This window comes from Thiomonas delicata, assembly GCF_900088825.1.
GTDB classification, from domain to species: Bacteria; Pseudomonadota; Gammaproteobacteria; order Burkholderiales; family Burkholderiaceae_C; genus Thiomonas_A; species Thiomonas_A delicata.
Window position 1 is genome coordinate 224,056 of record NZ_LT592171.1, and the last position, 24,332, is coordinate 248,387.

Consider the following 24,332-nt stretch of genomic DNA (forward strand, 5'->3'; position numbering starts at 1 on the left):
GATCAGGGTCGGCCCGCTTCTGGTGTCCGCCGCATTGAACATTTTTTCCGAACCCACGGCCTGGATCGACACCCATGCCCATCTGGACGCCGCCGAGCTTGCCGGCGCGCGCGGCGCCGTGCTGGCCCAGGCGCGCGAGGCCGGCGTGCGCTGCGTGGTGATTCCGGCGGTCGAGCCGGGGAATTTCCGCGCGGTGCGCGAGCTGGCGCGGGCAAGCGGCCATGTCTACGCGCTGGGCGTGCATCCGATGTATGTCGACAGGGTGGTGGAGTCCGACTTCGAGGTCGTGCGCATGGCCGTGCGGGAGGCCATGAACGACCCGCAATTCGTCGCCATCGGCGAGATCGGTTTGGATTTCTTTGTCCCCGGACTGGACCGCGAGCGTCAGCTCTGGTGGTATGACCAGCAGTTGCGGCTTGCGCGCGAATTCGCCTTGCCGGTTCTGCTGCATGTGCGCAAGTCGCAGGACACCCTGCTCGCCGGCCTGCGGCGACAGGGGTGGTCGCAGTTCGCGTCCGGTGGAATTGCACACGCTTTCAACGGCAGCCGGCAGCAGGCCGATGGTTTTATCGGGCTGGGTTTCAAGCTCGGTTTCGGTGGCGCCATGACCTTCCCCCGTGCGCTCAACATCCGCCGGCTGGCGTCCGAACTGCCCGAGACCAACCTCGTGCTGGAAACCGACGCACCCGACATTCCGCCTGAATGGCTGGCCCGTTCGCAGCCGCCGCAGCCCAACACGCCGGCACAATTGCCGCGCATCGCCCAGACCCTGGCCGCCTTGCGCGGCTGGACGGCAGAACATGCGGCCCGCATCACGACGGCCAACGCGCGCGCGGCCTTGCCCCGATTGGCGGCGTGGCTGGATGCGCAGCCGACTTGAACTTTGCCGTTCCGGCACCATTTGGGGTCACGGGCTTTCAGCCGCGAACTCACCATCATTTCCCATCTACCCAGCGTTTTGGATCCAGAGCCATGAGCACAGACACCACGACCAGCCCGCCCGCCGCCAGCAGCCACACCCATGCCTTCCAGGCCGAGGTCAAGCAGTTGTTGCACCTGGTGGCGCACTCGCTGTATTCGAACCGGGACATCTTTCTGCGCGAACTCGTTTCGAATGCTTCCGATGCCTGCGACAAGCTGCGCTATCTGGCGATCGACGACGCGGCGTTGTGGGAAGGGCAGAGCGATCTGCGCATTCGCCTGGACTTCGACCCGCAGGCGCGCACCATCACCGTGAGCGACAACGGCATCGGCCTGTCGATGCAGGATGCGATCGACCACCTGGGCACCATCGCCAAGTCCGGCACGCGCGAGTTCATGCAGCAGATCGGCGACGCCCGCAAGGCCGACGCCAACCTGATCGGGCAGTTCGGCGTGGGTTTCTATTCTGGGTTCATCGTGGCCGACCGCATCACCGTGGAAAGCCGTCGCGCCGGACTGCCGGTCGAGCAGGGCGTGCGCTGGTCATCCGACGGCACCGGCGAATTCAGCGTCGAGCACATCCGCCGCGAGGCGCGGGGCACGGACGTGATCCTGCATCTGCGCGAGGACGCCGACGAACAGCAATTCGGCGACCTGCTCACGGCCTGGAAGCTCAAGAGCATCATCAATCGTTATTCCGACCACATTTCCCTGCCCATCGAGATGCGCAAGCGCGAATGGGACAAGGACAAGGCCGCGGAAGTCGTGCGGGAAGACTGGGAACAGGTGAACAAGGCAGCCGCACTATGGGCGCGGCCGAGGGGCGAACTCACCAGCGAGCAGTACATCGATTTCTACAAGCAGATCGCCCACGACGCCGAAGCGCCGCTGGCCTGGACGCACAACCGTGTCGAGGGGCGCAGCGAATACACCCAGCTGCTGTACATCCCGGCCAAGGCCCCCTTCGACCTCTGGAATCGCGAGCAGATGGCCGGCGTGAAGCTGTACGTCAAGCGCGTGTTCATTCTCGACGACGCCACCAGCCTGCTTCCCACCTATCTGCGCTTTGTGCGCGGCGTGGTCGACAGCTCCGATCTCCCGCTCAATGTTTCGCGCGAGTTGCTGCAGGAAAGCCGCGATATCCGCGCCATTCGCGAAGGTTGCACGAAGCGTGTGCTTTCGCTGCTGGAAGACCTGGCGGGCAGCGAGGACCAGGCGCAGCGCGACAAGTACGCGACCTTCTGGCAGGAATTCGGCCAGGTGCTCAAGGAGGGCATCGGCGAGGACTTCGCCAACCGCGAGCGCCTGGCGAAGCTGTTGCGCTTCGCCTCCACGGCCGCCGAGTCCGACGCGCAGACCACGAGCCTTGCCGACTATGTGGCGCGCATGAAACCCGAACAGACGGCGATCTACTACATCACCGCCGATACGCCGCGTGCTGCGCGCTCCAGCCCTCAGCTTGAGGTGTTCAAGCGCAAGGGCGTGGAAGTGCTGCTGCTGACCGATCGGGTGGACGAGTGGATGCTCGGCAGCTTGCGCGAATTCGAGGGCAAGCTGCTGCAATCGGTGGCGCGCGGCGCCGCCAGCTTGGACGCATTGCAGGACGAGGCGGAAAAGAAGCAGGCCGAGGAGGCCGCGCAGACGCATCAGGCCTTGCTCGCGCGCATGAAAACGGCCTTGGACGGCATGGCGCAGGACGTGCGCATCAGCGCCCGGCTGGTGGAATCGCCCGCCTGCCTGGTCGTCGCCGAGGGCGACGTCAGCGGGCATCTGGCGCGGCTGTTGCGCCAGGCCGGACAGGAGGCGCCCAAGTCCAAGCCCATCCTGGAAATCAATCCGGCGCATGCGCTGGTGCAGCGTCTGCAGTCCGAACTCGACAAGGGGGATGCAGCCCAGGCCGAAGCGTTCGACGACCTGTCCCGCATCCTGTTCGACCAGGCGCAGCTGGCCGAAGGCGGCATGCCCGAAGACCCGGCCGCCTACGTGCGACGCGTGAACCAGTGGCTCGTACGCGCGGCCTGACTCAAACCTCCGTTGCCATGGGTTTGGCGCCAGCGGCCAGCCCTAAGTCTGGCTCGCTAAACTGGCCGCTGTTCAGGATCTAGCCGCCCTTCAAGGCGGCCATGACAACGAGGATGAAAGAGGCGAACAAGCAGTCGGTCAACAGGCGAGCGGCGGGATACTGGCATTTCATGCGGGAATTCGTTCGTAATCCGCGCCAAATCGGGGCGATCTGCCCCAGTTCTCCGTTCCTGGCACGGCGCATGGCCAGCTTGGTGCCACAGGGCGACGGTGTTGTCTTGGAATTAGGCCCCGGCGCTGGCGCGGTGACGGCCGCATTGCTGAACCAAGGTGTCGCCGCCCAAGATCTGGTGCTGGTCGAGCGCTCGGCGGCGCTATCCGCGCTTCTGGCCAAGCGTTTTCCTGGGGTGCAACTCATCCAGGGCGACGCCATGCATCTGAGCCGTTTCGATGTTTTGCGTCAGCAGCCGGTGCGTGCCATCGTGTCCAGCCTGCCGCTGCGCAGCCTGCCCAGGCCGGTGGTGCGCCAGATCCTGGATCAGGTGGCGCTTATTTCGGATCCGGGTACCGTGTTCATCCAGTTCAGCTACGCCCTGCGCGGCAGCTACCAGAACCTGGCGCATGGCTTCGAGCGCGATCAGGCGCATGTGGTGTGGCGCAACTTGCCGCCCGCGCGAATCGAGGCCTTTTGCTTCCGTCCGCGCCAGGTTCAGTAGCAGGCCGCGGCAAGACCGCCTCGCGGCCTGGGGATCAGGACACCCACATCGTGATGGTGACCACGGCAAGCAGCAGCATCCATAGCAGGACCGAGCGCCACACCAGCCCCACGACGTTGCGCAGATGTGCGGAAGTCGGCACATCGCCAGGCATCTGCGGCTGGATTCCGGCAGGTTGTGCTTCGGCATCGATGGCGCTGGACCATGCCTGTTCGCCGGGTTCGGGCACCGCATGCTGGGCCGTGGCGCCCAGGCGAATGCCAACGGCACCAGCTGCTGCGGCCAGCATGGCCCCGGTATTGCTGTCGGGCCACAGTCGCGCATAGTTGCGCCACATGTCCACCGCCTCCTCGAAATTGCCGACCACCGCGTAGCCGGCCGCTGTCAGCCGCGCCGGCAGCCAGTCGAGCACGTGGAAAGCCCGGGTTGCAAAGTCGCGCAGCCAGGGGCTGGCGTCGGAGTCGTTGGCATTCCACTTGCCCGCCGTGTATTCGGCCATGCGGTAGAGCACGGCGCCAGCGGGCCCCAGGGGAAGCAAAAACCAGAAAAACACCCCGAGCACATAACGCTGCGCGGCCACCAACGCATGCTCGATGGTCTGCTGGGTGACGTCATCCGCCGACATTTCCACGGTATCCAGGGCTTTCCATTGCTTGAGCGTGGCTCGTGCGCCTGGCACGTCGCCGTGGTTGAGGGCATCCGAAATGTCTGTGAAGTAGTGGCTGAATTGCCGGAATCCGAGCGTGAAATACAGCACCACGACATTCCAGGCGAAAGCCAGCAGGATGTGCACCCGCAAGGCCGCCCAGTACACGAGGAGCGACAGCAGCGCCGGCAGCAGAACGGCGATGAACCAGGCGGCCAGGCCATGCCTGCGTTCACCCGCGTCGAAATTGCGTGCGGCGAAATCGGTCAGCGCCTTGCGGGCGCCGTAGACCACGCTCAAGCGCCCTAAGGGTTTGATCTGCTCAAGGAGCAGGGCGAGCAAGACGGAAAAAAAAGCCATATCCGCATGCTAAGCGATGAGCAATCGGTAGAGGTTGCGGATCATCGCCGCCGTGGCGCCCCAGATGAAATAGCGTTGCCCATCGGCCGCAATCCAGGGCATGGCGTAGAAGGCGCGTCGCGTGACGTTGGTCATCGATGCCGGCGCTGGCAGACCGGTTTGCACATCCCAGGTGCGCAGCTCATGGTGCTTCGGGTTCATCAGGAATTCGAGCGGCACCTCGAAGACTTCGGCCACTTCGCTGGGCTGCAGCCGTAGCCGGGCCTGGGGGTCGATCATCGCGACCACAGGCGTGACGGCGTAGCCGGTGACGGTGGTGTAGATCGGCATCGACCCCAGGGGCTCCACCTGGTCGGGACGCAGACCGATTTCTTCCTCGGCTTCGCGCAGCGCCGTATACACCGGACTCGAATCAGCCGGGTCGCGGCTTCCGCCGGGAAAACTGATTTGACCCGCATGAACCTGCAACTGGGCGTTGCGGCGGGTGAGCAACAGATGCAGTCCTTGCCGGCGCTCCACCAGCGGCACCAGCACAGAGGCCTCGCGGGTGGGTGTCTGGCGTGAAAACGAGACGTCTTCGAAGACCTCGGGCTCCCAGTTCAGCGGTTGCGCAAAGCGCGAGCGCAGCCAGTGCGCCTGCAAGCGCGCGGGATGGACGGCCGGAAGGTCGGTCTCGGCACGGACCAGGGGAACCTGTTCCGGGTCGAATGGGGGGCGAGGGCCCGCTCCGGCGCTGGCGTTCATCGCTTGCTTTCAAGGAAACGTCGGGCCACCCCTGGCGTGCCCAAAGCAAACAGCCGGCATCGGCCGGCTGTTTGCGTGTTGCGCGTCGTCCTCGCCGCCACGTATGGGGCAGGCTGGATCAGCATGGGATGGCTTAGGCCAGTTTTTCCTTGATGCGCGCGGACTTGCCGGTGCGCCCGCGCAGGTAGTAGAGCTTGGCGCGGCGCACATCGCCGCGGCGCTTCACCTCGATGGAGGCGATCATCGGCGAGTAGAGCTGGAAGGTCCGCTCGACGCCTTCTCCGGACGAGATTTTGCGTACGATGAAGTTGGAATTCAGGCCGCGGTTGCGTTTGGCGATGACGACGCCTTCGTAGGCCTGGGCGCGCTTGCGCGAACCTTCAACCACGTTGACGCTGACGATGACCGTGTCGCCGGGGGAGAACTCGGGGATGGCCTTGCCTTGGGTCAGGCGCTGGATTTCTTCCTGCTCGAGTTGTTGAATCAAATGACTGCTCATGGGGGGCTCCAATGATCTTGCGTCCGCTGTGGATGGGTTGCCTGGCGCAAGCCAGGCTTTGTTGTCGCGGCGCAGAGGATCGAAAAACCGCTTATTTTAAACCAGATCCGCCAGGACATCCTCGTCCCGCGCGCTCAGCCGGCCTTGGTTGCGCATGGCCGCAATGAGATCGGGTCTGCGCCGCTGCGTCAGTTCGAGCATGCGGTCGCGCCGCCAGCGGGCGATGCGCGCATGGTCGCCCGACAGCAGGACTTCCGGGACCTGCAGCCCGGCGTACGAAGGGGGGCGGGTGTAGTGAGGGCAGTCGAGCAGGCCATCCGAGAAGCTGTCCTGCTGCGCGGAATCAGCGCAGCCCAGCACGCCGGGTTGCAAGCGGGCCACGGCATCGAGCAAGGCCATGGCCGCGATCTCGCCGCCTGACAGCACATAGTCCCCGAGGCTGATTTCGGCGTCCACGTGCCGATCGATGAAACGCTGGTCGATGCCTTCGTAGCGCCCACAGACCAGGACCGCGCCAGGGGACTGCGCCCATCGTGCGACATGGCGTTGATCTAGCGGTGTGCCGGCAGGCGAAAACAACAAGACCGGGGCTGGGTCGAGGCCGGCCGTCTGGCGCGACGCCTGGGCTGCCCGCAGGGCTTGTTCGAGGGGCTCCGACAGCATGACCATGCCGGGCCCGCCCCCATAGGGCCGGTCGTCCACGGTTTGATGCGCGTCCGAGGTGAAATCGCGCGGATTCCAGGTCTGCACCCGCATGGCGCCGGAATCGTAGGCGCGTCGGCAGATGCCCTCGGTTTTGAGAGGTTCGAAATAGGCCCCGAACAGGGTGAGGACATCGAAGCGCGGCATGGCTGGACGGTTGACGTGCTTCAGTCGTAGTCGGGTTGCCAGTCGGCGACGATGCGGCGGGCGTCGATATCGACTTCCACGATATAGGCGTCGACGAAGGGAATCAGGCGTTCGCGCTGGCGGTCGTCAACCGTGGTTTGCAGTTGCAGGATGGATTGCGCGCCGCTGTCGAGCAGGCCGCTCACGGTGCCCAGGTCCAGTCCTTCGCGGTTGCGGACCGTGCAACCGATGAGATCGACCCAGTAATACTCGTTTTCACGCGCAGGCGGAAAATCCTCGCGGCGGGCATGGATGGTCCAGCCCTTGAGGGTCTCGGCCTGCGTGCGCGAGGTCGTGCCATCGAGCAGGGCCACCACGAATTGCGCGTGCCGCCGACAGAGGCGTACCCCGACTCGGGCCTGCTGCAGGGGGCGTCCCTGGGGTGATTGCATCCACCATTGGCGCGCCTTCAGCAACGCGGCGGGTTCGCTGGATTGCGGGGCGATCTTGACCCATCCTTGGGTACCCCAGGCATCCAGCACGTGGCCGATCTGGATCAGGCCGTCGGGCCAGACGTCTGGCCCGGTTGGGTTCTCGGCGGGACGGGAGGCGGATTGGGTCATGGCACAAAACAAAACACCGCAAGAACGAGCTTGCGGTGTCGCGTTGACATCGCAGCGGGCTTCAAATCGGCAAGCTCGCCGCGGCACACCCCTGAAAACGGGGCGTGGGCTGTGGCCGGTGACTCAGGCGGCAACCTGAGCCGGAGCGGCTTGCTTGGATTGCTTGACCAGTCGTTCCACGGTGGGAGAGAGTTGCGCGCCCACGCCGGCCCAGTAGTTCAGGCGTTCCATTTCGATGCGCAGCGGCTGGTCTTGACCGCGGGCGACGGGATTGTAGAAACCCAGGCGCTCGAGGTAGCGGCCGTCGCGGCGATTGCGGGAATCGGTGGCCACGATGTGATAGAAAGGGCGCCCCTTGGCACCTGCGCGTGAAAGACGGATGACGACCATTGCTTCAATTCCTAAGGGATCTGAAAACGCATCGAAACAGCTGCCGCCAGGATTGCGGGGCGGTTTTGCGAAAACATGCTGAATCGAAAATTAGCGGCGGCTAGCTGCAGGCACATGGAGGCACGCGGCAAACGCTCATGCAGCAATGTATGCGATGTGGCCAGCCCAGTAAACTCGCCATTATAACCAACTGAATCACGACAAGACTATGGCCGCCACGCATTCAACGCATTCAATCAGTACCCGGGCCGCCACCGAAGCGGATCTGGAGGCCATGACCAGCATTTATCGTCACCATGTCCTGCATGGGACCGGAACCTTCGAGATCGAGCCGCCCGATCTGCCCGAGATGCGCCGGCGCTTGCAGCTGGTCCGTACCCGCGGCTTGCCGTGGCTGGTTGTCGAGCGCGATGGCGCGGTTGCCGGATATGCCTACGCCAACTGGTTTCGCGAGCGCGAAGCGTATCGCTGGACGTTGGAGGACTCGGTGTATATCGACGAGCGGCAGCGCGGCCTGGGGCTGGGTTCGGCGCTGATGGAACACCTGCTGGATGCCTGCGAGGCCGCCGGGGCGCGCCAATTGCTTGCCGTGATCGGCGATTCGGCGAACAAGGGCTCCGTGGCCCTGCATCAGCGGTACGGGTTCGCGCATTGCGGCGTCATGCCGGCTGTCGGATGGAAGTTCGGCAGGTGGCTTGATGTCGTGCTGATGCAGAAAGCTCTCGGCGCCGGAGCCGGCGCTGCGCCGTCAGGTGTTGCCCAAGCCTGAATGGCCCGACCAAGGCCGTCTTTCCGATCGGCCTTTTCCCTTTCGTAGGCTGGCCCCATGACCCAAACATTCAAATCCAAGACCCTGGCCGCCTCCCTGGCCTTGTTGCTCGGCGTCGTCGGCGCGCATCGTTTCTATCTCAAGGGCTGGCGCGACACGCTGGGCTGGCTGCATGTTGCGCTGTTCGCCCTGGGGGTCTGGGGCGCTGCGCGCTTTATCGATTTCGGCGTCGACGACTTCATTGCCCGCGTGGCGCTGCCGTGGCTGGGACTCATCGTCGGACTGGCGCTTTTCCAGGCGATCCTGATCGGCCTGACCCCGGACGCGCGCTGGGACGCGACACGGAATGCGGGTGCGGGAAGGCGGACGTCCAGCGGCTGGGGGGCGGTTCTGGTGGTCATCTTCGCCCTGCTCATCGGCACGGCCGCGCTGATGGGCGGCCTGGCCTTCGGCTTGCAGCAGGTGTTCCAGTCGCGTTGAAATCAGCGTGGCGCGACCGCGAGCGGTCCGGCGCGCTGCAGAATCTGTCCCGCGGCCTGCAGTCTCTTGACGGCCTCATGCACGGGCTCGCCGTCGGGCAGGGTCCAATCGGGCCAGATTTCCGCCAACGGCGCCAGCACGAATGCGCGCAGATGCATGCGCGGATGGGGCAGGGTCAGCTGCGCGGTTTGTACGCGCCGGGAACCGAACAAGAGGAGATCGAGATCGAGGGTGCGCGGGGCATTGCGTACGGACGTCGGGCGTAAACGGCCATGTTCCAGCTCGATGCGCTGGAGATGCTCGAGCAATTGCCCGGGGGCGAGCCCGCACCGCAGCGCGGCGACGGCGTTCCAGTAGTCGGGGCCCTGCGCATCCACCGGAGCGCTGCGGTACAGGCCGGATGCCAGCAGGAGCTGGCATGCGGGCAAGGCCTCCAATTCGGCGAGTGCCGCCCGGATCGTCGCCGCGCCATCACCCAGGTTGGCGCCCAGGCCGATGAGCGCGATATCGGGCGAGATGCGCATGGCTGCCTGTTCAGGGCGTTGCGTCGGGCTCGGCTGGCTTGACTTCGCCGCCGTCCGCGGCGGGCTTTTTGCGGCGACGGCGTTTGCGTTTGGCCGGATCGGGGCTGGCGCGGCCGGCGCGCTCGATGAGTTCCGCGCGTGCGGCGTCGTCGGCCTCCTGAAAGCTTTCCCACCAACTGGCCAGTTCGGGGTCGGCGTCACCGGTTTGCGCGCGCAACAGCAGGAAGTCGAACGCGGCGCGGAACCGCGGATGCTCCAGCGCGCTATGCACATAGCGCGGCGTGCGGCGCGCCAGACGGGGTTGCAGCGACCAGATTTCGCGCATGTCGACACTGATGCGGCGCTGGATCGCCAGGCGTTCGGCCTGCGCGCTCAGCACCGCGTCGGCGGCCTGGTCCAGGGCCGCGATGGCGGGAAGCCCCTCGGCCTGCAAGGCGACCCACTCGCTGTTGACCTGGGGCCATAACAGGCAGGCGAAGAGGAAGCTGGGACTGGCGGTCTTGCCCTCGGCGATGCGCGCATCCGTGTCCCGCAGCGCGGCCATGACGAAGGCCTCGCCTTGTGGCTGGCTGAGCGCCAGATCGATCAGCGGCAGCAGCCCGGCATGCAAGCCGAGGCGGCGCAACTGGTCCAGCGAGGCCAGGGCATGGCCGGTTTGCAGCAGCTTGATGGTTTCGTCGAACAACCGCGCAGACGGCACGTTGCGCAACAACTCGGCATGTTCGGCGATCGGGGCGCGCGTGGACGGATCGATGGCGAAGGCCAGCTTGGCGGCGAAGCGCGCCACGCGCAACAGTCGCACGGGGTCCTCGCGATAGCGCGTGGCGGGGTCGCCGATCATGCGCAGGGTGCGCGCCTTCAGGTCGCGCAGGCCATGGTGGTAGTCGACCACGATGTCGCGCGTGGGGTCGTAGTACAGGGCGTTGACGGTGAAGTCACGCCGGGCGGCATCCTGGTCCTGCGGCCCCCAGACGTTGTCGCGCAGCACGCGGCCGCTGGCATCCACGGCATGGTGCTTGCCGGCCAGTTCGTGCGTATTGCGTTCGTCGCCGTCCACGGTGGGGCTGGTCTGGGCCTCGAGGGTGGCGCGGAAGGTCGAGACTTCGATGATCTCGCGACCGAACATCACGTGCACGATGCGGAAGCGTCGGCCGATGAGGAAGGCGCGGCGGAACAGCGGCTTGACCTGCTCTGGAGTGGCGTTGGTAGCGACGTCGAAATCTTTCGGCTTGAGGCCCAGCAGCAGGTCGCGTACCGCGCCGCCGACGATATAGGCCTCGAAGCCGGCCTGCTGCAGCGTGCGCACCACCGTGAGCGCGGAATTCGGCAGGCGCGAGGCGTCGATTTGATGCTGGGCGCGCCCGATTTCAACGCGCTTGCCGAGCGTTTTGACGGAGCGCGATTTGCCGTTGAGCAGGCGGGTGATGAGTTTGCGGATCATGGAAACAGTTCAAGGGCGGGCCAGCCGCGCTCGCGGGCGAGTTCGGCCAGCCGGGGGTCCGGATGGACCACCACGGGATGGGTGACATGCTCGAGCAGGGGCTGGTCGTTGATCGAGTCGGAATAGAACCAGGTCTGGTCGAAGTGGCTCCAGTCCAATTTCTGCGCGGCCAACCATTGCGTGGTGCGGATGATCTTGCCTTCCCGGAACGAAGGCACGCCGTGCCAGCCGCCGGTATAGCGGCCCAGCGCGTCGCGCTCGGTCTGCACCGCGATCAGATGCGGCACGCCAAAGGCCTCGGCGATGGGCTGCGTGACAAAGTCGTTGGTGGCCGTCACGATGCAGCACAAGTCGCCGGCTTGCTGGTGCTTGCGCACCAGTTCCAGGGCCGACGGGCGGATCTGCGGCAGCACGACCTGATGCATGAAGTCGCGATGCGCATTGGCCAGGACTTCGGGCGGCCGCCCGACGAGGGGGGCCAGGGAAAAGCGCAGGTAGGCGTCGAGGTCGAGGGTGCCCGCCTTGTAGTCGGCATAGAAACGGTCGTTGGTCTGCCGGTGCTTCGGCCCGTCGGTCCAGCCGAGATGCACGCAGAACTCACCCCAGGCATGATCCGAATCGAACGGAAGGAGGGTGTTGTCGAGGTCGAACAGCGCCAGATTGCGGTTGGGCATGCGAGGTGATTCAGGGCTTGATGGTGGGGGCGGAGCCGGCATCGGCCAGCATGGCCTTGAGCAGGGGAATGCTGGTGGCGCGGGCTTGCTGCATCGCGTAGGCGTCGAGTCGGGCGACGAGATCGACCAGCGAGGCCATGTCCCGGGCATGGTGGCTGAGAATATAACGGCTCAGGTCGTCGCGCAGGTCGAAGCCGCGCCTTGCCGCCAGGGATTGCAGCACGCGCCGCTTCGCCGCGTCGTCCAAGGGTTCGAGCGCGAGAGCCAGGCCCCAGGCCAGCCGGGTGCGCACGTCGGCACGCAATTCCAACTGGGCGGGCGCGGCGTCGCCGGCCGCCAGGAAACTCACGCCGAACTGCCTGGCCGCGTTGAACAGGCCGAACAGGAGGTCTTGCTGCCAGGCGGCGCAGGCCTGTACGTCGTCGATGGCCAGGAGCGCCGCGGGGCCGGTTCTGGCGAACGCGTCGAGCGCCGGCCAATGCGAGGGCGGACTTTGCGGCGTGAGGTACAGAGCCCAGTTCCCGGCCCGCTGAACGGCCCGGCAGGCGGCCCGGAGCAGGTGGCTTTTGCCGCTGGCCGCCGGACCCCAGAGGTAGACGGAACTGCCTTCACCGCCCGCGAGCAACTTGGTCAGGGCTTCGAGTGCCAGGCCGTTGGCGCCGGGCTCGAACGCCTCCAGGGTCGGCTCGTCGTCCCATTGCAGGGCCAGCAGCATCTGCTGGCCGGCGGTGCTGCCACGGCCTGAGCTCATCCGCGCAGAAACAAGGAGCTTGTCCGATACCAGACCAGGGCGTGGCGTACGACGACCAGCAGCAAGGCGCCCGCCGGCAAGGCGAGCAGCACGCCAACGAAGCCGAACAGCTGTCCGAAGGCCAGCAGCAGGAAGATGACGAGCAGGGGATGCAGGCCGATCTGACCGCCCAGCAGTCGCGGTGTGATGACCATGCTTTCGGCCACCTGCCCGATGCCGTAGACGACCGCCACGGCCCATAGCGCATAGAAACTCTGGAACTGCAGGGCGCCGGCCAGAAGAGCCAGGAGCAGCCCCAGTCCGAAGCCCACGTATGGAACGAAGACGGCCAGGCCGGTGAACACGCCGATGGGCAGGGCAAGCTGGAAGCCCGCAAGGGACAGGCCGATGGCGTAATACGCGGCAAGGATCAGCATCACCGAAACTTGGCCGCGCACGTAGCGGCCGAGGATGCTGTCGCACTCGGCAAGAAAAGCCTGCAGGGCCTCGCGCCGGTTCAGCGGTACCAAGCTAAAGCCGCGTTGCATCAGGCTTTGCCAGTCGAGCAAGAGGTAGAAGGTCAGCACCGGAATGAGGATCAGGTTGCCGGCGACAACGATCAGCGTGCTGCCGCCGGTCCTGGCGGAACTGAGCAACTGGCCCGCCCAGCGCTGCGGATTGCCGGAGAGCGACTGGGTGAGCATGTGCTTGAAGCTGGTCAGATCGAACTGGGTCTGCAGGCCGAGGCGGGCGGCTTGCGTGCTCAGCCAGTTGTTCATGCTGCTCAACAGCAGGGGAATCTGATGCTGCAACTGCGGCAGGGTGCTGCTGAGCACGGATACGATGAGACTGCCGATGGCCACCAGCGCCACGCTCAGCAGCACGATGGCGATCGTCGCGCCCGCAGGGCGCGGAATGCGCCAGCGCCATAGACGCTCGACGGCCGGATGCAGCGCATAGGCCAGGGTCAGCGCGACGAGAAAGGGCATGAGCACAGGGCCGAGCAGGGATGCCAGCCAGAGCGCGCCCAGCAGCAGCACAAGCCAGGCCAGGCGGATTTTGTTGGCTTCGGAAATTTGCACGGGTTGGCGGCTTGCGGAAGGTGGGGAAGAGTAGCTGGCGGCTCGGGGCGAGGTCCGGACAGTCGTATGGAGATGGCTGCTGCCGCACCGCCCCCTAGAATGGCGCTCTCATTTTATGTTCAGCCCGGGCGCTGAGCCGCGACCTCTTGCTGATCACGCGAACCATGTCGAAAACAAGTCTGACTTATCGTGATGCCGGCGTCGATATCGACGCCGGAGATGCCTTGGTGGATGTCATCAAGCCCCTGGCCGCACGCACCATGCGCGAAGGCGTGCTCGCGGGTATCGGCGGTTTCGGCGCGCTGTTCGAGGTGCCTAAGCGCTACCGCGAGCCGGTGCTGGTGTCCGGCACCGACGGCGTCGGCACCAAGCTGCGTCTGGCCTTCGCGTGGGGGCGGCACGACACGGTGGGCATCGATCTGGTCGCCATGAGCGTGAACGATGTGCTGGTGCAGGGGGCGGAACCTCTGTTTTTCCTCGATTACTTCGCCTGCGGCAAGCTCGAGGTGGGCGTGGCTGCGCAGGTGGTCGGCGGCATTGCCAGGGGCTGCGAGTTGGCCGGATGCGCCCTGATCGGCGGCGAAACCGCCGAGATGCCCGGCATGTATCCGCCCGGCGAGTACGATCTGGCCGGTTTTTGCGTCGGCGCGGCCGAGAAAAGCCGCTTGATCTCGGGGCAAGCCGTGCAAGCCGGCGATGTGGTGCTCGGCTTGGCCTCCAGCGGCGTGCATTCGAACGGCTATTCCCTGGTGCGCGCGGTGATCGAGCGGGCCGCAGGGCGTTTGCCGGAGCAGCTCGACGGCCGGCCATTCCGCGACGCGGTGATGATGCCCACGCGCATCTACTGCAAGCCGGTGCTCGACCTGCTGCAAACCTGTGAGGTGAAGGCCATGGCGCATATCACCGGCGGCGGCCTGGTCGAGAATATCCCGCGCGTGTTGCCTGAAGGACTGCAGTGCGTCCTGGAACGCCGGGCATGGCGCCAGCCCGAGGTGTTCGATTGGCTGCAGAAGGAGGGTGGCATACCCGAGCCGGAGATGCTGCGCACTTTCAATTGCGGCATTGGCTATGTGCTGGTCGTGGCGGCGGCCGAGGCGGATGCCGCCATGCGCCGCCTGTCGGACGCGGGTGAGCCATGCCTGCGCATCGGCGCGATTCGATCCCGCGCCACGGGCGATGCGGCCGTGAGCGTGGTCTGAGGGCCGCCGCACGAGGGCGTCGGCTCCCAGCCGGAAGCGCTGCGGCCGCAGTCAGTCGCCGGCGTAGGTTTTTTCGTGGCGCAGCTGGCATGCCGTACAGCGCAGCGCCGATGGTTCAGCCCGCAGGCGCGCAAGGCCGATGTCTTCGCCGCAATCGAGGCAGATGCCGTATTGCCCCGTTTCCATGCGCTGCAGCGCGAGGTCGATGCGCTGCAGTTCGGATGCATCGCGCAGGGCCTGGGCCATATCCACGGCATCCATGGCATCGGTGGCCGCTTCGTCTCCCGCCTCGCTGCGATGGGTTGGTAGGGCCATGGAGCCGTCCTCGGCACGGGTCTCGTCGCGCAACTCGGCGAGGACTTCGCCGCGGCGCTGCCGCAGGGCCTGCTCCAGGCTATGTTGTTGCTCCAGGGTCAACGGCATGTCGGCCTCCATCGATGAGCTTGATCCAAGCTGCCCATTGTGCCCCGCGGCGGCAAATCGGCCTTGATCTGCGGCAAGCCGGCTCCGGGCCATGCCGCTACTCCCGGCGCAGGAAATCTCCCGGCCGCATGCCGGTGAGGGCAAGGGACGAAAAATAGGCCGCCGCGGCCGCGCCCATCAAGCCGAACGCCGTGCCCAGGCGTTTCCAGTGGCCGAAGGGCCCGCCCCAGTCGGCCCATGGGAAATGGCTGGCGCCCCAGTACAGGATCAGCGCCAGCGGCATCTGCGCCAGAGCGACCTTGGCGGCGAAAGCCGCCCACCCCGGCTCAGGCTTGTAGCTGCCGCGTTTGCGCAGGCCGCGAAACAGCAGCGCGGCGTTCAGCAGCGCGCCGCAGGAAATGGCCAGCGCCAGTCCCGCATGGGCCAGCCAGGGCACGAAGGCGAGGTTCATCAACTGGGTTCCGGCCAGCACGACGATGGCGAGCTTCACCGGCGTGCGTACGTCGCGTTTGGCATAGAAGCCCGGAGCCAGGATCTTGACGCCGATCAGGCCGATCAGGCCGAGGCCGTAGGCCCGCAGCGCCGTGGTGGTCTGGTCCACGTCGAAGGCGTTGAAGTGGCCGTAGTTGAACAGGATGGCGATCAGCGGTTTGGCGAACACCCCAAGGGCCACGGCGCAGGGAAGCGCAAGCAGCAGGGTCAGGCGCAGACCCCAGTCCAACAGCTGGCTGTAGCTGCGCGGGTCGTCGGCGGCGTGGGCGCGTGAAAGACTGGGCAGTAGCACGGAGCCGAGGGCCACGCCGAGCAATGCGGTCGGGAATTCCATGAGCCGGTCGGCGTACGCCAGCCATGACACGCTGCCGGGCCGCAGATGCGAGGCAATCTGGGTGTTGATGACCAGCGAGACCTGCGCCACCGATACCGCCATGCTGGCCGGAAGCATCTGCTTGACCACCCGCTTGACTCCCGGCGAGCGCCAGGCCGCGAGGAAATTCATGTGGATGCGCGGCAACACGGCATAGCGCTTCAGCGCCGGCCATTGCAGCGCCAGCTGCAGCACGCCGCCGACCACCACGCCCACGGCCAGCGCGTAGATGGGTGGGTGCATGACCCGGTGCAGAAGGATCGCCGCGGCGATCACGCATAGATTGAGCAGGGCCGGGGTCAGCGAGGGGATGGTGAAATGCTTCCAGGTGTTGAGGATGCCGGCCGACAGGGCGACCAGCGAGATGAGGCCGGCGTAGGGAAACATCAGGCGCGTCATCCATACCGCGGCGTCGAATGCCGCCGGGTGAAGGCCCGATGCGGTGAGGAACACCAGCGCCGGCGCGATCAGCACGCCACCCAGGCTCACCGCAGCCAGGATCCAGGCCAGCGACGTGGCGACGTCATCGATCAATTTGCGGTTGGCCGCTTCGGAGTCCTGGGCCCGCGACTGGGCGAGGATGGGGATGAAGGCCTGCGAGAATGCGCCCTCGGCGAACAGGCGGCGCAGCAGATTGGGCAGGCGGAACGCGACGTTGAAGGCATCCGTCCAGGCGCTGGCGCCGAAATACCGTGCCACCAGAACCTCGCGCAACAGGCCGGTGATGCGGGAGACGAGGGTGAGCAGGGAAACGGTGTAGGCGGCCTTGAGCAGATTCACCGCGGCGATTATAGGCAGGTCGGAATCGGTTCTTTGAGAATGAGGCGCGGCCGGGTATAATGTTCGGTTTTCCAAACGAATTTCGAGGACTTCCTTCATGGCGACATCCGCGCAAGCGAAAAAGAAGAGCGTCCGCACGCCCTCCGGGCGCAAGCGCGCGCGTCAGGACATCAAGCTCAATGCAGCCAACGCTGCCATGCGTTCGCGCTTTCGTACTGCCGTCAAATCGGTGCGCAAGGCCATTGCCGCTGGCGACAAGAGCAAGGCTGCCGAAGCGTACAAGGCGGCGGTTCCGGTTCTGGACTCCATCGCACGCAAAGGCCTTTTTCACCCGAACAAGGCGGCGCGCGACAAGAGCCGTTTGAACGCAGCGCTCAAGGCCATGGCGGCCTGACGACAGAACAGGCCGGCGTCCGCGCTTGACAACCCAAGCGAGCTTTTTTTACAGGATCCTGGCCCAACAAAAAGCCCGCAAGGCAACGCCTTGCGGGCTTTTTGTTGGGTTTTTGCCGTGTCAGGCAGCTGCGGCGAGGCCGGGCAAGGTGTCTTGCTGGGTTTGCTCGTCCTTGTCCGCGCTTGCTTCCAGCAGGCAGGCGTGCTCGATCTGCAGGTTGTTGTCTTTCGCGAAATTCATCAGGAAATCGAACGCCATGCACTCGATCTCACGCAGGGTTTCGCTGACAACGAGGCAACGTACGCCATTGAGCGTGGTCGGCAGGCAGAACGGGGAAAAACCGAGGTGGGGCTCGGGCGCGGGGCAGTCCGGATGGCGGAACTGGGTCATCAAGCCGGCCAGTCGCTCGGCCCAGTCGCTGGGACGGAAGGTTTTACCTTCATGGGTGACCCCCATGATGAAGATTTCACGGGGCTTGACCAGCATCAGCGGGGCGATGGGTTTCATGGCAGGGATCACCAAGTCGTTAGGGTTATCCCGATGATACGGTATTTGTTGCGACGCAACAAATACCCCATGCATGATGGGGCAGCGTATCGGCTTGTATCGCTGTTCGCAGCCCAGCAGCGCAGCAAGGGCTCTCGCGCCGAAAGGCGCCGCGCGGCTTCCTATAATGTCGGCTCAAGCCTGCGCACGCCATGGAAGACGCGATGCCGCAGGCTGTTGTTTTTTGTCCTCGGGAGACATCCATGTCCGGCCATCTGATGAACACCTATGCGCGTCAGCCCCTGGCGCTGACGCACGGCCAGGGCGCCTGGGTCTGGGGCAGCGACGGCAAGCGTTATCTCGACGGTTTGAGCGGTATTGCCGTGAACACGGTGGGGCACGCCCACCCGCGGCTCGTCGCGGCGCTGAGCGACCAGATCGGCAAGCTCATCCACACCTCGAATGTGTACGAGATTCCCTTGCAGGAGCAACTGGCGGATCGCCTGTGCGAGATCTCGGGTGCCGATCGGGCATTTTTTTGCAATTCCGGGCTGGAGGCGAACGAGGCGGCGATCAAGCTGGCGCGCCTGTGGGGGCACAAGCGCGGAATCGAGCGCCCCGAGATCATCGTCTACGAGCGGGCCTTTCATGGACGCTCGCTGGCGACCTTGTCGGCGACGGGCAATCCCAAGGTGCAAAAAGGATTCGAGCCTTTGGTCGAGGGCTTCGTGCGTGTGCCGCTGAACGACGAAGGGGCGATCCGCCAGGCCATCGAACGCCATCCGGGTGTCGCCGCAGTGTTCATCGAGGCCATTCAAGGCGAGGGCGGTATCAATCCTGCGCAAATCGACTACCTGCGCTTCCTGCGCCGCGTCTGCGACGAACGCGGCTGGTTGTTGATGATCGACGAGGTGCAGTGCGGTACCGGCCGCACCGGCAAATGGTTCGCCCACCAATGGGCCGACGTGCGACCTGACGTGATCGCCATGGCCAAGGGGCTGGCATCGGGCGTGCCCATCGGCGCCTTGCTGGCTTACGGCGAGGCCGCCACGACCTTCGGCCCCGGCCAGCACGGCACGACCTTCGGGGGCAACCCACTGGCTTGCAGGGCTGCGCTGGAAACGCTGTCAATCATCGAGGAAGAAGGCTTGATGGACAACGCCCGGCGCATCGGAGCCTGGATGCTGGAACAGCTGCGCCAGCGGCTTGGGGGGCATCCTGGGCTGGTGGCGGTGCGCGGGGCGGGGCTGATGATCGGTGTCGAACTCGATCGTCCCTGCGCGGCGCTGGTAGGCCAGGCGCGCGAGCAAGGTCTGTTGATCAACGTCACGCAGGACTCCGTCATCCGGCTCCTGCCGCCGTTGATTTTTCGCCAGGAGGAAGCCGAATTGCTGCTGGCTATCCTGGTGCCGCTTGTGGAGCGTTTTCTCGCCGCGGATCAAGCCGCGGCCTGATTCCGCACCGAGATTCCGCACCGAGACAGCACAAGGGAGTTTCAAACATGCCGCCCACGCCCGGCCCACGCCACTACTTGCAGTTCAGCGACCTCACGCGCGAGGAGTACGCTTATCTGTTCGCGCGCACCGCGCTGATCAAGGCCAAGTTCAAACGCTATGAAATCCATCAGCCGCTGGTGGATCGCACGCTGGCCATGATTTTCGAGAAGCATTCGACGCGCACGCGGCTGAGTTTCGAGGCCGGCATGCACCAGCTCGGCGGCGCGGCCATCTACATCAACACGCGCGACTCGCAGCTCGGTCGCGGCGAGCCCATCGAAGATGCGGCCCAGGTGTTCTCGCGCATGGTCGATCTGGTGATGATCCGCACCTACGGGCAGGACATCGTCGAGCGTTTCGCCGCGCATTCCAGGGTGCCGGTGATCAATGGCCTGACCAACGAATTCCATCCCTGCCAGGTGCTGGCCGACGTCTTCACCTTCATCGAGCACCGCGGCTCGATCGCCGGCAAGATCGTGGCCTGGGTGGGCGACGCCAACAACATGCTCTACACCTGGCTGCAGGCGGCGGCCATTCTCGATTTCAAGGTGCATTTCGCCGGACCCGAGGGGTACGGGGTCGATCTCGACCGCGCCGACTATCCGGTGAGCCAGGCGGAGCAGGCGCAGCTGCGCTGCTTCGACGATCCTTCCGAGGCCTGCGCCGGGGCGCACCTCGTCACGACCGATGTCTGGACCAGCATGGGCTATGAGGCCGAGAACGCCGCGCGACTGCAGGCTTTCCAGGGCTATATGGTCAGCCGGACCATGATGCAGCGCGCCGATGCGCAAGCGCTGTTCATGCATTGCCTGCCCGCCCACCGTGGCGAGGAGGTCGAGGCCGCCGTCATCGACGGTCCGCAGAGCGTGGTGTGGGACGAAGCCGAGAATCGTCTGCACGTGCAAAAGGCCCTGATGGAATTTCTGCTGCTGGGCAAGGTCGCGGCTTGAGTGCGCGGCAGCCGGCCCGTTCCCGCGAGCCCTAAGCCAACCTTAAGCCCGCTGCGCCATCATTCGTCGCGTCCACCAATTCCCGTCATGCCGGCCCAACCCGGCATGGCGGGACGACTGCGAGGTGAACCATGGCGAAAACCACCATCATTGCACTCCAGGCCCCGCCGCCGACCGCGGACCTGCACCCCGGCCCCGCGGCAGAGTCCTGGCGGGCGGGCCATGTCTTGCACAACCCCGGACTCTACGGCCCCACCCAGGCTCGGATGCTTGGCGCCGTGCGCATGGTGTTCGGCATCTTTTTTCTGATCAACCTGGTCCTGCATTTCTCGCCGGCCTATGCGGCGCGCTTTTTGCCCGACATGATGCATGCCGCGCTTGCCCCAGGCCAGCCCGAATGGCTTGGACATTGGGTTGCCAGCGTGGCGGCCGTATTCCAGTTCCTGGGACAGGGGCGTGCTCTGGCCCTGATGTTCGGCATCGAGACCCTCCTCACCTTGGGTCTGTTGACCGGGCTCGGTTTTCCCCTGCTGGGCTGGCTGGGTTTGCTGTATGAGTTGTTTCTTTGGAGCACGATCGGCGGCCTGGGCGGCCCTTACACGTCGGGTGCCACCGATCCTGGGACCGCCATTGTCTACGCCCTCGGTTTCGCCGTGATTCTTCTGACCAGGGCCTGGCAAGGCGCAAGCTGGTGGCAGGGCCAAGCCAGGGCGCCATCGCGCGACGGCCTGCGCCTGGCGTTTCTACTGTTCGGCGCGCTGTGGGCGTTCGACGCCTACTGGAAGTGGCTTCCGGGTTTTCTGAACCACATCACCGGGTTCTTCACCGCGGCGCAAGCCGGGCAGCCGGGCTGGATCGTGGCCTGGATCGGCCTGTTCGTTGCGCTGATGCACTTGATCGGTCCGTACACCTTCGCTGTGCTGGCTGCCACGATGGAAACCGTCATTGCGGCCAGCCTGCTGTTCAGTCACCATCTGCCCGTGAAGTGGTTGCGGCTGGCGCTGCTGTTCTGCCTGGGCTATTCGCTGGTGCTGTGGTCCACGGCCGAAGGCTTCGGAGGCCCCTATGGCGCGGGCTTCACGGGGAACAAGGGCGACGTGCTGGGGACCACGAATGTGTACGCCATCATCGCTCTGTTCCTGATGGCGGCGGTCTGGACCCGTCGCGGCAGCGCCGCTAGAACCGGGGTTGTTGCCTCCCGCAACGCCAGCACTGCGTGAACTGGCCTGGGTGGCGCTCGCCGCATTGCGGGCAAGACCAGGGCGGGCTTCCCCGCGGTCGCTCCAGGGCATCGAGCAAGGCGCGCGCAGCGGCGAGATCGGTCTCGTTCATCAGCCAGACCGTCGGCAGGGCCTGGTCGGGGGGAATCTCCCCCGCGATGCCGGAGAGATAGCGCGAGAACACCTGGGCCGGGTAGCCCGCCGCGTTCAGCGCATCGGCCCACAGGGTGGCAATGACCAGGTTCGGCGCGGAACACAGGCGCTTCATGCCGTGGGCCTGGTTTCCGCCTCGTTGAGGAGTTCCTGCAGCACGCGCAGGTACAGGGCATAGCGCGAGGTGGCGAGTTCTCCGGCTTCCACGGCGGTTCGCACGGCGCAGCCGGGTTCCTGGCGGTGCGTGCAGTTGTTGAACCTGCAGGTGCCGTTGAGCCTGGCAATTTCAGGGAAGGCATGCTGCAGTTGCGAGACGGAGAGCTGGTTCAGGCCAAAGGCCTGGAACCCTGGGGAATCGAGCAGGCCGCTGCCCGGGGCAAGGCCTTCCAGCATGTACAAACGCGTGGCGGTCGTGGTGTGGCGGCCGGCGTTGAGGGCGGCCGAAATGGCTTGGGTCTGGATTCGCAAACCCGGGACCAGCGCGTTGACCAGGGTGGATTTCCCCACGCCTGAGGCGCCGATGAGCATGCCGATGCGTCCGTCCAGCTTCTGGCGCAGGATCGCGGCGGCCTCGTCCGGAGCCTGGCGCGCCGAGACCTCGATGATCGGATACCCGGCGGACTGCAGCGGCTGCAGCATCTCGCGCAGCCGGGCCGTGCCCGGGAGTTCGCGCTTGTTGAGCACCAGGGCGCTCGGGATGTCCTCCGACTGCGCGGCGATCAGCGCCCGCCCCACGAGTTCCAGGTTGGGCGTGGGTTCGGCGGCCGTGACCACCAGGACCAGATCGAGATTGGCCGCGAACATCTTGCTGCGCCAGGCGTCTTGCCGCCATAACGCGTTGCGGCGCGGCAGGAGGGTTTCGATCACGGCCGGATCCTGACCCAGGCGCAGCAGGACCTGGTCGCCGCAGACAACCTCGCTGCGCTTGCCGCGGGCGACGCAGGGCCGCGGCGGACCCTCACCCGTGTCGGCCAGGTAGCTGCGACCGAATGCAGCAACGATACGCGCGGGTCGCAGCGGCGTCTCGGTCATGCGCGTGGCGGAACTTGCCGCATCAGACGAAAGGCCGTTGCGCATACAGCGCATCGGCTTTTGCGGCGCAGATGAAATCGTTGTGCGAAATACCACCGACCGTATGCGTGTTGAAGGCTACGGCGCAGCGGTTGAAGTGCACGCCCAGGTCCGGGTGGTGATCCTCCCGGTGCGCGATCCAGGCCAGCGCATTGACGAAGGCCATGGTGTCGAAATAATCGCGGAAAGCATAGACGCGCTGGATTTGCCCGTTCCTGAACTTCCAGTCGGGCAGGACGCCGAGGTGGTCGTGGATCTCGGTTTCGGTCATGGGGGCGCCCTCGATGTGCTGGCAATGGGCTTGTAGGAGTTGGTCGAAGGACATCATGGTCGGGCTCCAGGGTGGCGCGTGGCGGCGGCGGGAAGGGTGGCAAGGCCGCGCGGGCGTGTCGTCGACCCGCGCACCTCAAGCCGCCTCGGCCGCGGGCTGCGGCGCGGCGCGATCCGTTTCTCGCGACAGGGCCGCCAGCGCGCCCATGCGGTCCAGCCGCTGCAAGGCAGGAGGGTGACTGTAGTAGAAGCGCACGTACAGCGGGTCGGGGGTGAGGGTGGAGGCGTTGTCCTGGTACATGCGCACCAGCGCCAGACCGAGTTGCTGCGCGTCGCTGTGCTCCGCGGCGTAGGCGTCGGCTTCGAATTCGTGCTTGCGCGACCAGCTGGCGCCCAGCGGGGTGAAGAACATGGCGAAGACCGGCATCGCCAGCATGAACAGGATGAGCGCCGCCGCCGCGTTGGCGCCGAGCAGGTCCGGCGTATAGCCCAGGCCGGTGTAGAACCAGACCCTGCTCGCCAGCCAGCCGAGCAGGGCAAAGCCGGCCAGGCTCAAACCCAGCGTGACGAGCAGGCGCTGCTGGATATGGCGACGCTTGTAGTGGCCGACCTCATGGGCCAGCACGGCCTCGATCTGCGCCGCGTCGAGCTGCTTGAGCAGGGTGTCGAACAGGACGACGCGGCGCGCCGCGCCCAGTCCGGTGAAATACGCGTTGGCATGCGCGCTGCGGCGCGAACCGTCCATCACGTACAGCCCTTGCAAGGCGAAGTCGCAGCGTTGCATCAGGGCCTGGGCGCGCCCTTTGACCTCGCCGTCAGGCAGGGGTTGGAAACGGTTGAACAACGGGGCGATGAAGATCGGGAACACCACCATCATCGCCAGGCTGAACGCGGCGAACGCGGCCCAGGCCCAAAGCCACCACAAGGCACTGGCTTGCATGAGCCACAGCACCAGCAGCGCGAGCGGCAGCATGAGCATGGACGAGACGAGGAGGTTTTTCAGCAGATCGCCGATGAACAGGGCGGGCGTGCTGCGGTTGAAGCCGAAACGCGCTTCGAGCCCGAAGGTTCGCCGCAGATCCCAGGGCAGGTCGAGGGCGGCGCCGACCAGGGCGAACGCCGCCAGCAGCAGCAATTGGCCGCCCAGCCCGGAGCCGGCGTGGCGGGCGGTGAAGTCGGCAAGACCCTGCAATCCGCCCAGCAAGGTCCAGCCCAGAACAACCGCCGCGGAGAAGAGGGTCTGCCACATGCCGAAGCGGGCGCGCGCGACGGTGTAGTCGGCCGCCTTTTGGTGGTCAGCCAGCGAGACGACGGCGCCGAACGCCGCCGGTACCTGTGCGCGGTGGGCCTGAACATGCCGTATCTGGCGTGCGGCCAGCCAGAGCTTGAGCGCGGTTCCCAGCACCAGCGCGCTGGCGAACAGGGCAGACCACAGCAGCGCGATGTCTTGAGTGCTCATGCGAGAATCCTAGGGGCGGATACAGCGGCGAGCCGGGTTCGGCTCGCGCATCGACATCCTGCAGCGCGCATTATTTCATCGCAACACGCGCCATGCGGGTTCGCGCACCCAAGTCCC

Annotated in this window: 28 protein-coding genes; 10 read left to right on the plus strand and 18 right to left on the minus strand. The window is 65.7% G+C overall.

Going from position 1 to position 24,332, the window contains the following annotated elements; all coding sequences use genetic code 11:
* The first annotated feature begins 34 nt into the window (after positions 1-34).
* The 3 genes from THIARS_RS10550 (at position 35) to THIARS_RS10560 (ending at position 3,659) form a co-directional block, all read left to right on the plus strand.
* Positions 35-880 (plus strand): TatD family hydrolase, encoded by an 846-nt coding sequence (locus tag THIARS_RS10550; protein ID WP_245845885.1) that lies wholly within the window; start codon positions 35-37, stop codon positions 878-880.
* A 92-nt stretch (positions 881-972) separates the two neighbouring features.
* Positions 973-2,943 (plus strand): molecular chaperone HtpG, encoded by a 1,971-nt coding sequence (gene htpG, locus THIARS_RS10555; protein WP_094160908.1) that lies wholly within the window; start codon positions 973-975, stop codon positions 2,941-2,943.
* 242 nt (positions 2,944-3,185) lie between these two features.
* Positions 3,186-3,659 carry a class I SAM-dependent methyltransferase gene (locus tag THIARS_RS10560; RefSeq protein WP_342747751.1) on the plus strand — a complete coding sequence of 158 codons (474 nt, stop codon included), beginning with the start codon at positions 3,186-3,188 and terminating at the stop codon, positions 3,657-3,659.
* A 34-nt stretch (positions 3,660-3,693) separates the two neighbouring features.
* On the opposite strand, the gene THIARS_RS10565 is transcribed toward THIARS_RS10560, so the two are convergent.
* The 6 genes from THIARS_RS10565 to rpsP all read right to left on the minus strand — a co-directional run bounded on the left by THIARS_RS10565 (position 3,694) and on the right by rpsP (position 7,749).
* Positions 3,694-4,665, minus strand: a complete 972-nt coding sequence (locus THIARS_RS10565; protein WP_094160910.1) for a CobD/CbiB family protein — start codon at positions 4,663-4,665, stop codon at positions 3,694-3,696.
* Between the two features lie 9 nt (positions 4,666-4,674).
* On the minus strand, positions 4,675-5,409 hold the full coding sequence (locus THIARS_RS10570; RefSeq protein ID WP_094160911.1) for a CoA pyrophosphatase: 735 nt from the start codon (positions 5,407-5,409) through the stop codon (positions 4,675-4,677).
* 133 nt (positions 5,410-5,542) lie between these two features.
* Entirely contained in the window at positions 5,543-5,908 is a 366-nt protein-coding gene (gene rplS / locus THIARS_RS10575) for a 50S ribosomal protein L19 (RefSeq protein ID WP_094160912.1), read from the minus strand.
* 96 nt (positions 5,909-6,004) lie between these two features.
* On the minus strand, positions 6,005-6,757 hold the full coding sequence (gene trmD / locus THIARS_RS10580) for a tRNA (guanosine(37)-N1)-methyltransferase TrmD (protein ID WP_094160913.1): 753 nt from the start codon (positions 6,755-6,757) through the stop codon (positions 6,005-6,007).
* 20 nt (positions 6,758-6,777) lie between these two features.
* Complete coding sequence (gene rimM, locus THIARS_RS10585) at positions 6,778-7,359, minus strand: ribosome maturation factor RimM (RefSeq protein ID WP_094160914.1); 582 nt, start codon at positions 7,357-7,359, stop codon at positions 6,778-6,780.
* A 123-nt stretch (positions 7,360-7,482) separates the two neighbouring features.
* Complete coding sequence (gene rpsP, locus THIARS_RS10590; protein ID WP_094160915.1) at positions 7,483-7,749, minus strand: 30S ribosomal protein S16; 267 nt, start codon at positions 7,747-7,749, stop codon at positions 7,483-7,485.
* Positions 7,750-7,957: 208 nt separating this feature from the next.
* Here rpsP and THIARS_RS10595 point away from each other — a divergent pair, with 208 nt between their 5' ends.
* Together THIARS_RS10595 and THIARS_RS10600 are read left to right on the plus strand one after the other, a co-directional pair.
* The gene (locus THIARS_RS10595; RefSeq protein WP_094160916.1) at positions 7,958-8,518 is read left to right on the plus strand and encodes a GNAT family N-acetyltransferase; all 561 of its coding nucleotides are present in this window, start codon (positions 7,958-7,960) and stop codon (positions 8,516-8,518) included.
* A 57-nt stretch (positions 8,519-8,575) separates the two neighbouring features.
* Complete coding sequence (locus tag THIARS_RS10600) at positions 8,576-8,998, plus strand: NINE protein (RefSeq protein ID WP_094160917.1); 423 nt, start codon at positions 8,576-8,578, stop codon at positions 8,996-8,998.
* Between the two features lie 2 nt (positions 8,999-9,000).
* Here the strand turns inward: THIARS_RS10600 and folK are convergent, their stop codons facing one another.
* The 5 genes from folK to THIARS_RS10625 are packed head-to-tail and all read right to left on the minus strand — an operon-like array spanning position 9,001 to position 13,449.
* On the minus strand, positions 9,001-9,522 hold the full coding sequence (gene folK, locus THIARS_RS10605; protein ID WP_094160918.1) for a 2-amino-4-hydroxy-6-hydroxymethyldihydropteridine diphosphokinase: 522 nt from the start codon (positions 9,520-9,522) through the stop codon (positions 9,001-9,003).
* Between the two features lie 10 nt (positions 9,523-9,532).
* Positions 9,533-10,963, minus strand: coding sequence for a polynucleotide adenylyltransferase PcnB (gene pcnB / locus THIARS_RS10610; protein ID WP_094160919.1), 1,431 nt, complete (start codon positions 10,961-10,963; stop codon positions 9,533-9,535).
* Positions 10,960-11,637 (minus strand): histidinol-phosphatase, encoded by a 678-nt coding sequence (locus THIARS_RS10615; protein WP_094160920.1) that lies wholly within the window; start codon positions 11,635-11,637, stop codon positions 10,960-10,962. Before THIARS_RS10615 ends, pcnB begins: the two co-directional genes overlap by 4 nt.
* A gap of 10 nt (positions 11,638-11,647) precedes the next feature.
* The gene (hda, locus tag THIARS_RS10620) at positions 11,648-12,388 is read right to left on the minus strand and encodes a DnaA regulatory inactivator Hda (protein ID WP_094160921.1); all 741 of its coding nucleotides are present in this window, start codon (positions 12,386-12,388) and stop codon (positions 11,648-11,650) included.
* The gene (locus tag THIARS_RS10625) at positions 12,385-13,449 is read right to left on the minus strand and encodes an AI-2E family transporter (protein WP_094160922.1); all 1,065 of its coding nucleotides are present in this window, start codon (positions 13,447-13,449) and stop codon (positions 12,385-12,387) included. The genes hda and THIARS_RS10625 overlap by 4 nt, the downstream gene beginning before the upstream one ends.
* Positions 13,450-13,613: 164 nt before the next feature.
* On the opposite strand from THIARS_RS10625, the gene purM reads away from it, so the two are divergent.
* Positions 13,614-14,648: a phosphoribosylformylglycinamidine cyclo-ligase gene (purM, locus tag THIARS_RS10630; protein ID WP_094162071.1), complete on the plus strand. Its 1,035-nt coding sequence runs from the start codon at positions 13,614-13,616 to the stop codon at positions 14,646-14,648.
* A gap of 51 nt (positions 14,649-14,699) precedes the next feature.
* Here the strand turns inward: purM and THIARS_RS10635 are convergent, their stop codons facing one another.
* On the minus strand, positions 14,700-15,071 hold the full coding sequence (locus THIARS_RS10635; protein ID WP_094162072.1) for a TraR/DksA family transcriptional regulator: 372 nt from the start codon (positions 15,069-15,071) through the stop codon (positions 14,700-14,702).
* Positions 15,072-15,168: 97 nt separating this feature from the next.
* The gene (gene murJ, locus THIARS_RS10640; protein ID WP_094160923.1) at positions 15,169-16,716 is read right to left on the minus strand and encodes a murein biosynthesis integral membrane protein MurJ; all 1,548 of its coding nucleotides are present in this window, start codon (positions 16,714-16,716) and stop codon (positions 15,169-15,171) included.
* A gap of 97 nt (positions 16,717-16,813) precedes the next feature.
* On the opposite strand from murJ, the gene rpsT reads away from it, so the two are divergent.
* Positions 16,814-17,110, plus strand: coding sequence for a 30S ribosomal protein S20 (gene rpsT / locus THIARS_RS10645; RefSeq protein ID WP_094160924.1), 297 nt, complete (start codon positions 16,814-16,816; stop codon positions 17,108-17,110).
* A 120-nt stretch (positions 17,111-17,230) separates the two neighbouring features.
* Here the strand turns inward: rpsT and THIARS_RS10650 are convergent, their stop codons facing one another.
* Positions 17,231-17,593, minus strand: coding sequence for a DUF3579 domain-containing protein (locus tag THIARS_RS10650; RefSeq protein ID WP_094162073.1), 363 nt, complete (start codon positions 17,591-17,593; stop codon positions 17,231-17,233).
* Between the two features lie 266 nt (positions 17,594-17,859).
* On the opposite strand from THIARS_RS10650, the gene THIARS_RS10655 reads away from it, so the two are divergent.
* The 3 genes from THIARS_RS10655 to THIARS_RS10665 all read left to right on the plus strand — a co-directional run bounded on the left by THIARS_RS10655 (position 17,860) and on the right by THIARS_RS10665 (position 21,262).
* Positions 17,860-19,050, plus strand: a complete 1,191-nt coding sequence (locus THIARS_RS10655; protein ID WP_094160925.1) for an aspartate aminotransferase family protein — start codon at positions 17,860-17,862, stop codon at positions 19,048-19,050.
* A gap of 47 nt (positions 19,051-19,097) precedes the next feature.
* Positions 19,098-20,042: an ornithine carbamoyltransferase gene (gene argF / locus THIARS_RS10660; protein ID WP_094160926.1), complete on the plus strand. Its 945-nt coding sequence runs from the start codon at positions 19,098-19,100 to the stop codon at positions 20,040-20,042.
* A gap of 131 nt (positions 20,043-20,173) precedes the next feature.
* The gene (locus THIARS_RS10665; protein ID WP_094160927.1) at positions 20,174-21,262 is read left to right on the plus strand and encodes a hypothetical protein; all 1,089 of its coding nucleotides are present in this window, start codon (positions 20,174-20,176) and stop codon (positions 21,260-21,262) included.
* Here the strand turns inward: THIARS_RS10665 and THIARS_RS10670 are convergent.
* From THIARS_RS10670 to THIARS_RS10685, 4 genes are all read right to left on the minus strand, one after another.
* Positions 21,219-21,530: a putative signal transducing protein gene (locus THIARS_RS10670; protein WP_094160928.1), complete on the minus strand. Its 312-nt coding sequence runs from the start codon at positions 21,528-21,530 to the stop codon at positions 21,219-21,221. The two genes, THIARS_RS10665 and THIARS_RS10670, sit on opposite strands and share 44 nt — an antisense overlap.
* Positions 21,527-22,447, minus strand: coding sequence for a ribosome small subunit-dependent GTPase A (rsgA, locus tag THIARS_RS10675; protein WP_186436657.1), 921 nt, complete (start codon positions 22,445-22,447; stop codon positions 21,527-21,529). The genes THIARS_RS10670 and rsgA overlap by 4 nt, the downstream gene beginning before the upstream one ends.
* A gap of 22 nt (positions 22,448-22,469) precedes the next feature.
* Positions 22,470-22,814: a 4a-hydroxytetrahydrobiopterin dehydratase gene (locus tag THIARS_RS10680; RefSeq protein ID WP_425444244.1), complete on the minus strand. Its 345-nt coding sequence runs from the start codon at positions 22,812-22,814 to the stop codon at positions 22,470-22,472.
* 78 nt (positions 22,815-22,892) lie between these two features.
* The gene (locus tag THIARS_RS10685) at positions 22,893-24,215 is read right to left on the minus strand and encodes a M48 family metallopeptidase (protein ID WP_094160930.1); all 1,323 of its coding nucleotides are present in this window, start codon (positions 24,213-24,215) and stop codon (positions 22,893-22,895) included.
* Positions 24,216-24,332 lie beyond the last annotated feature (117 nt).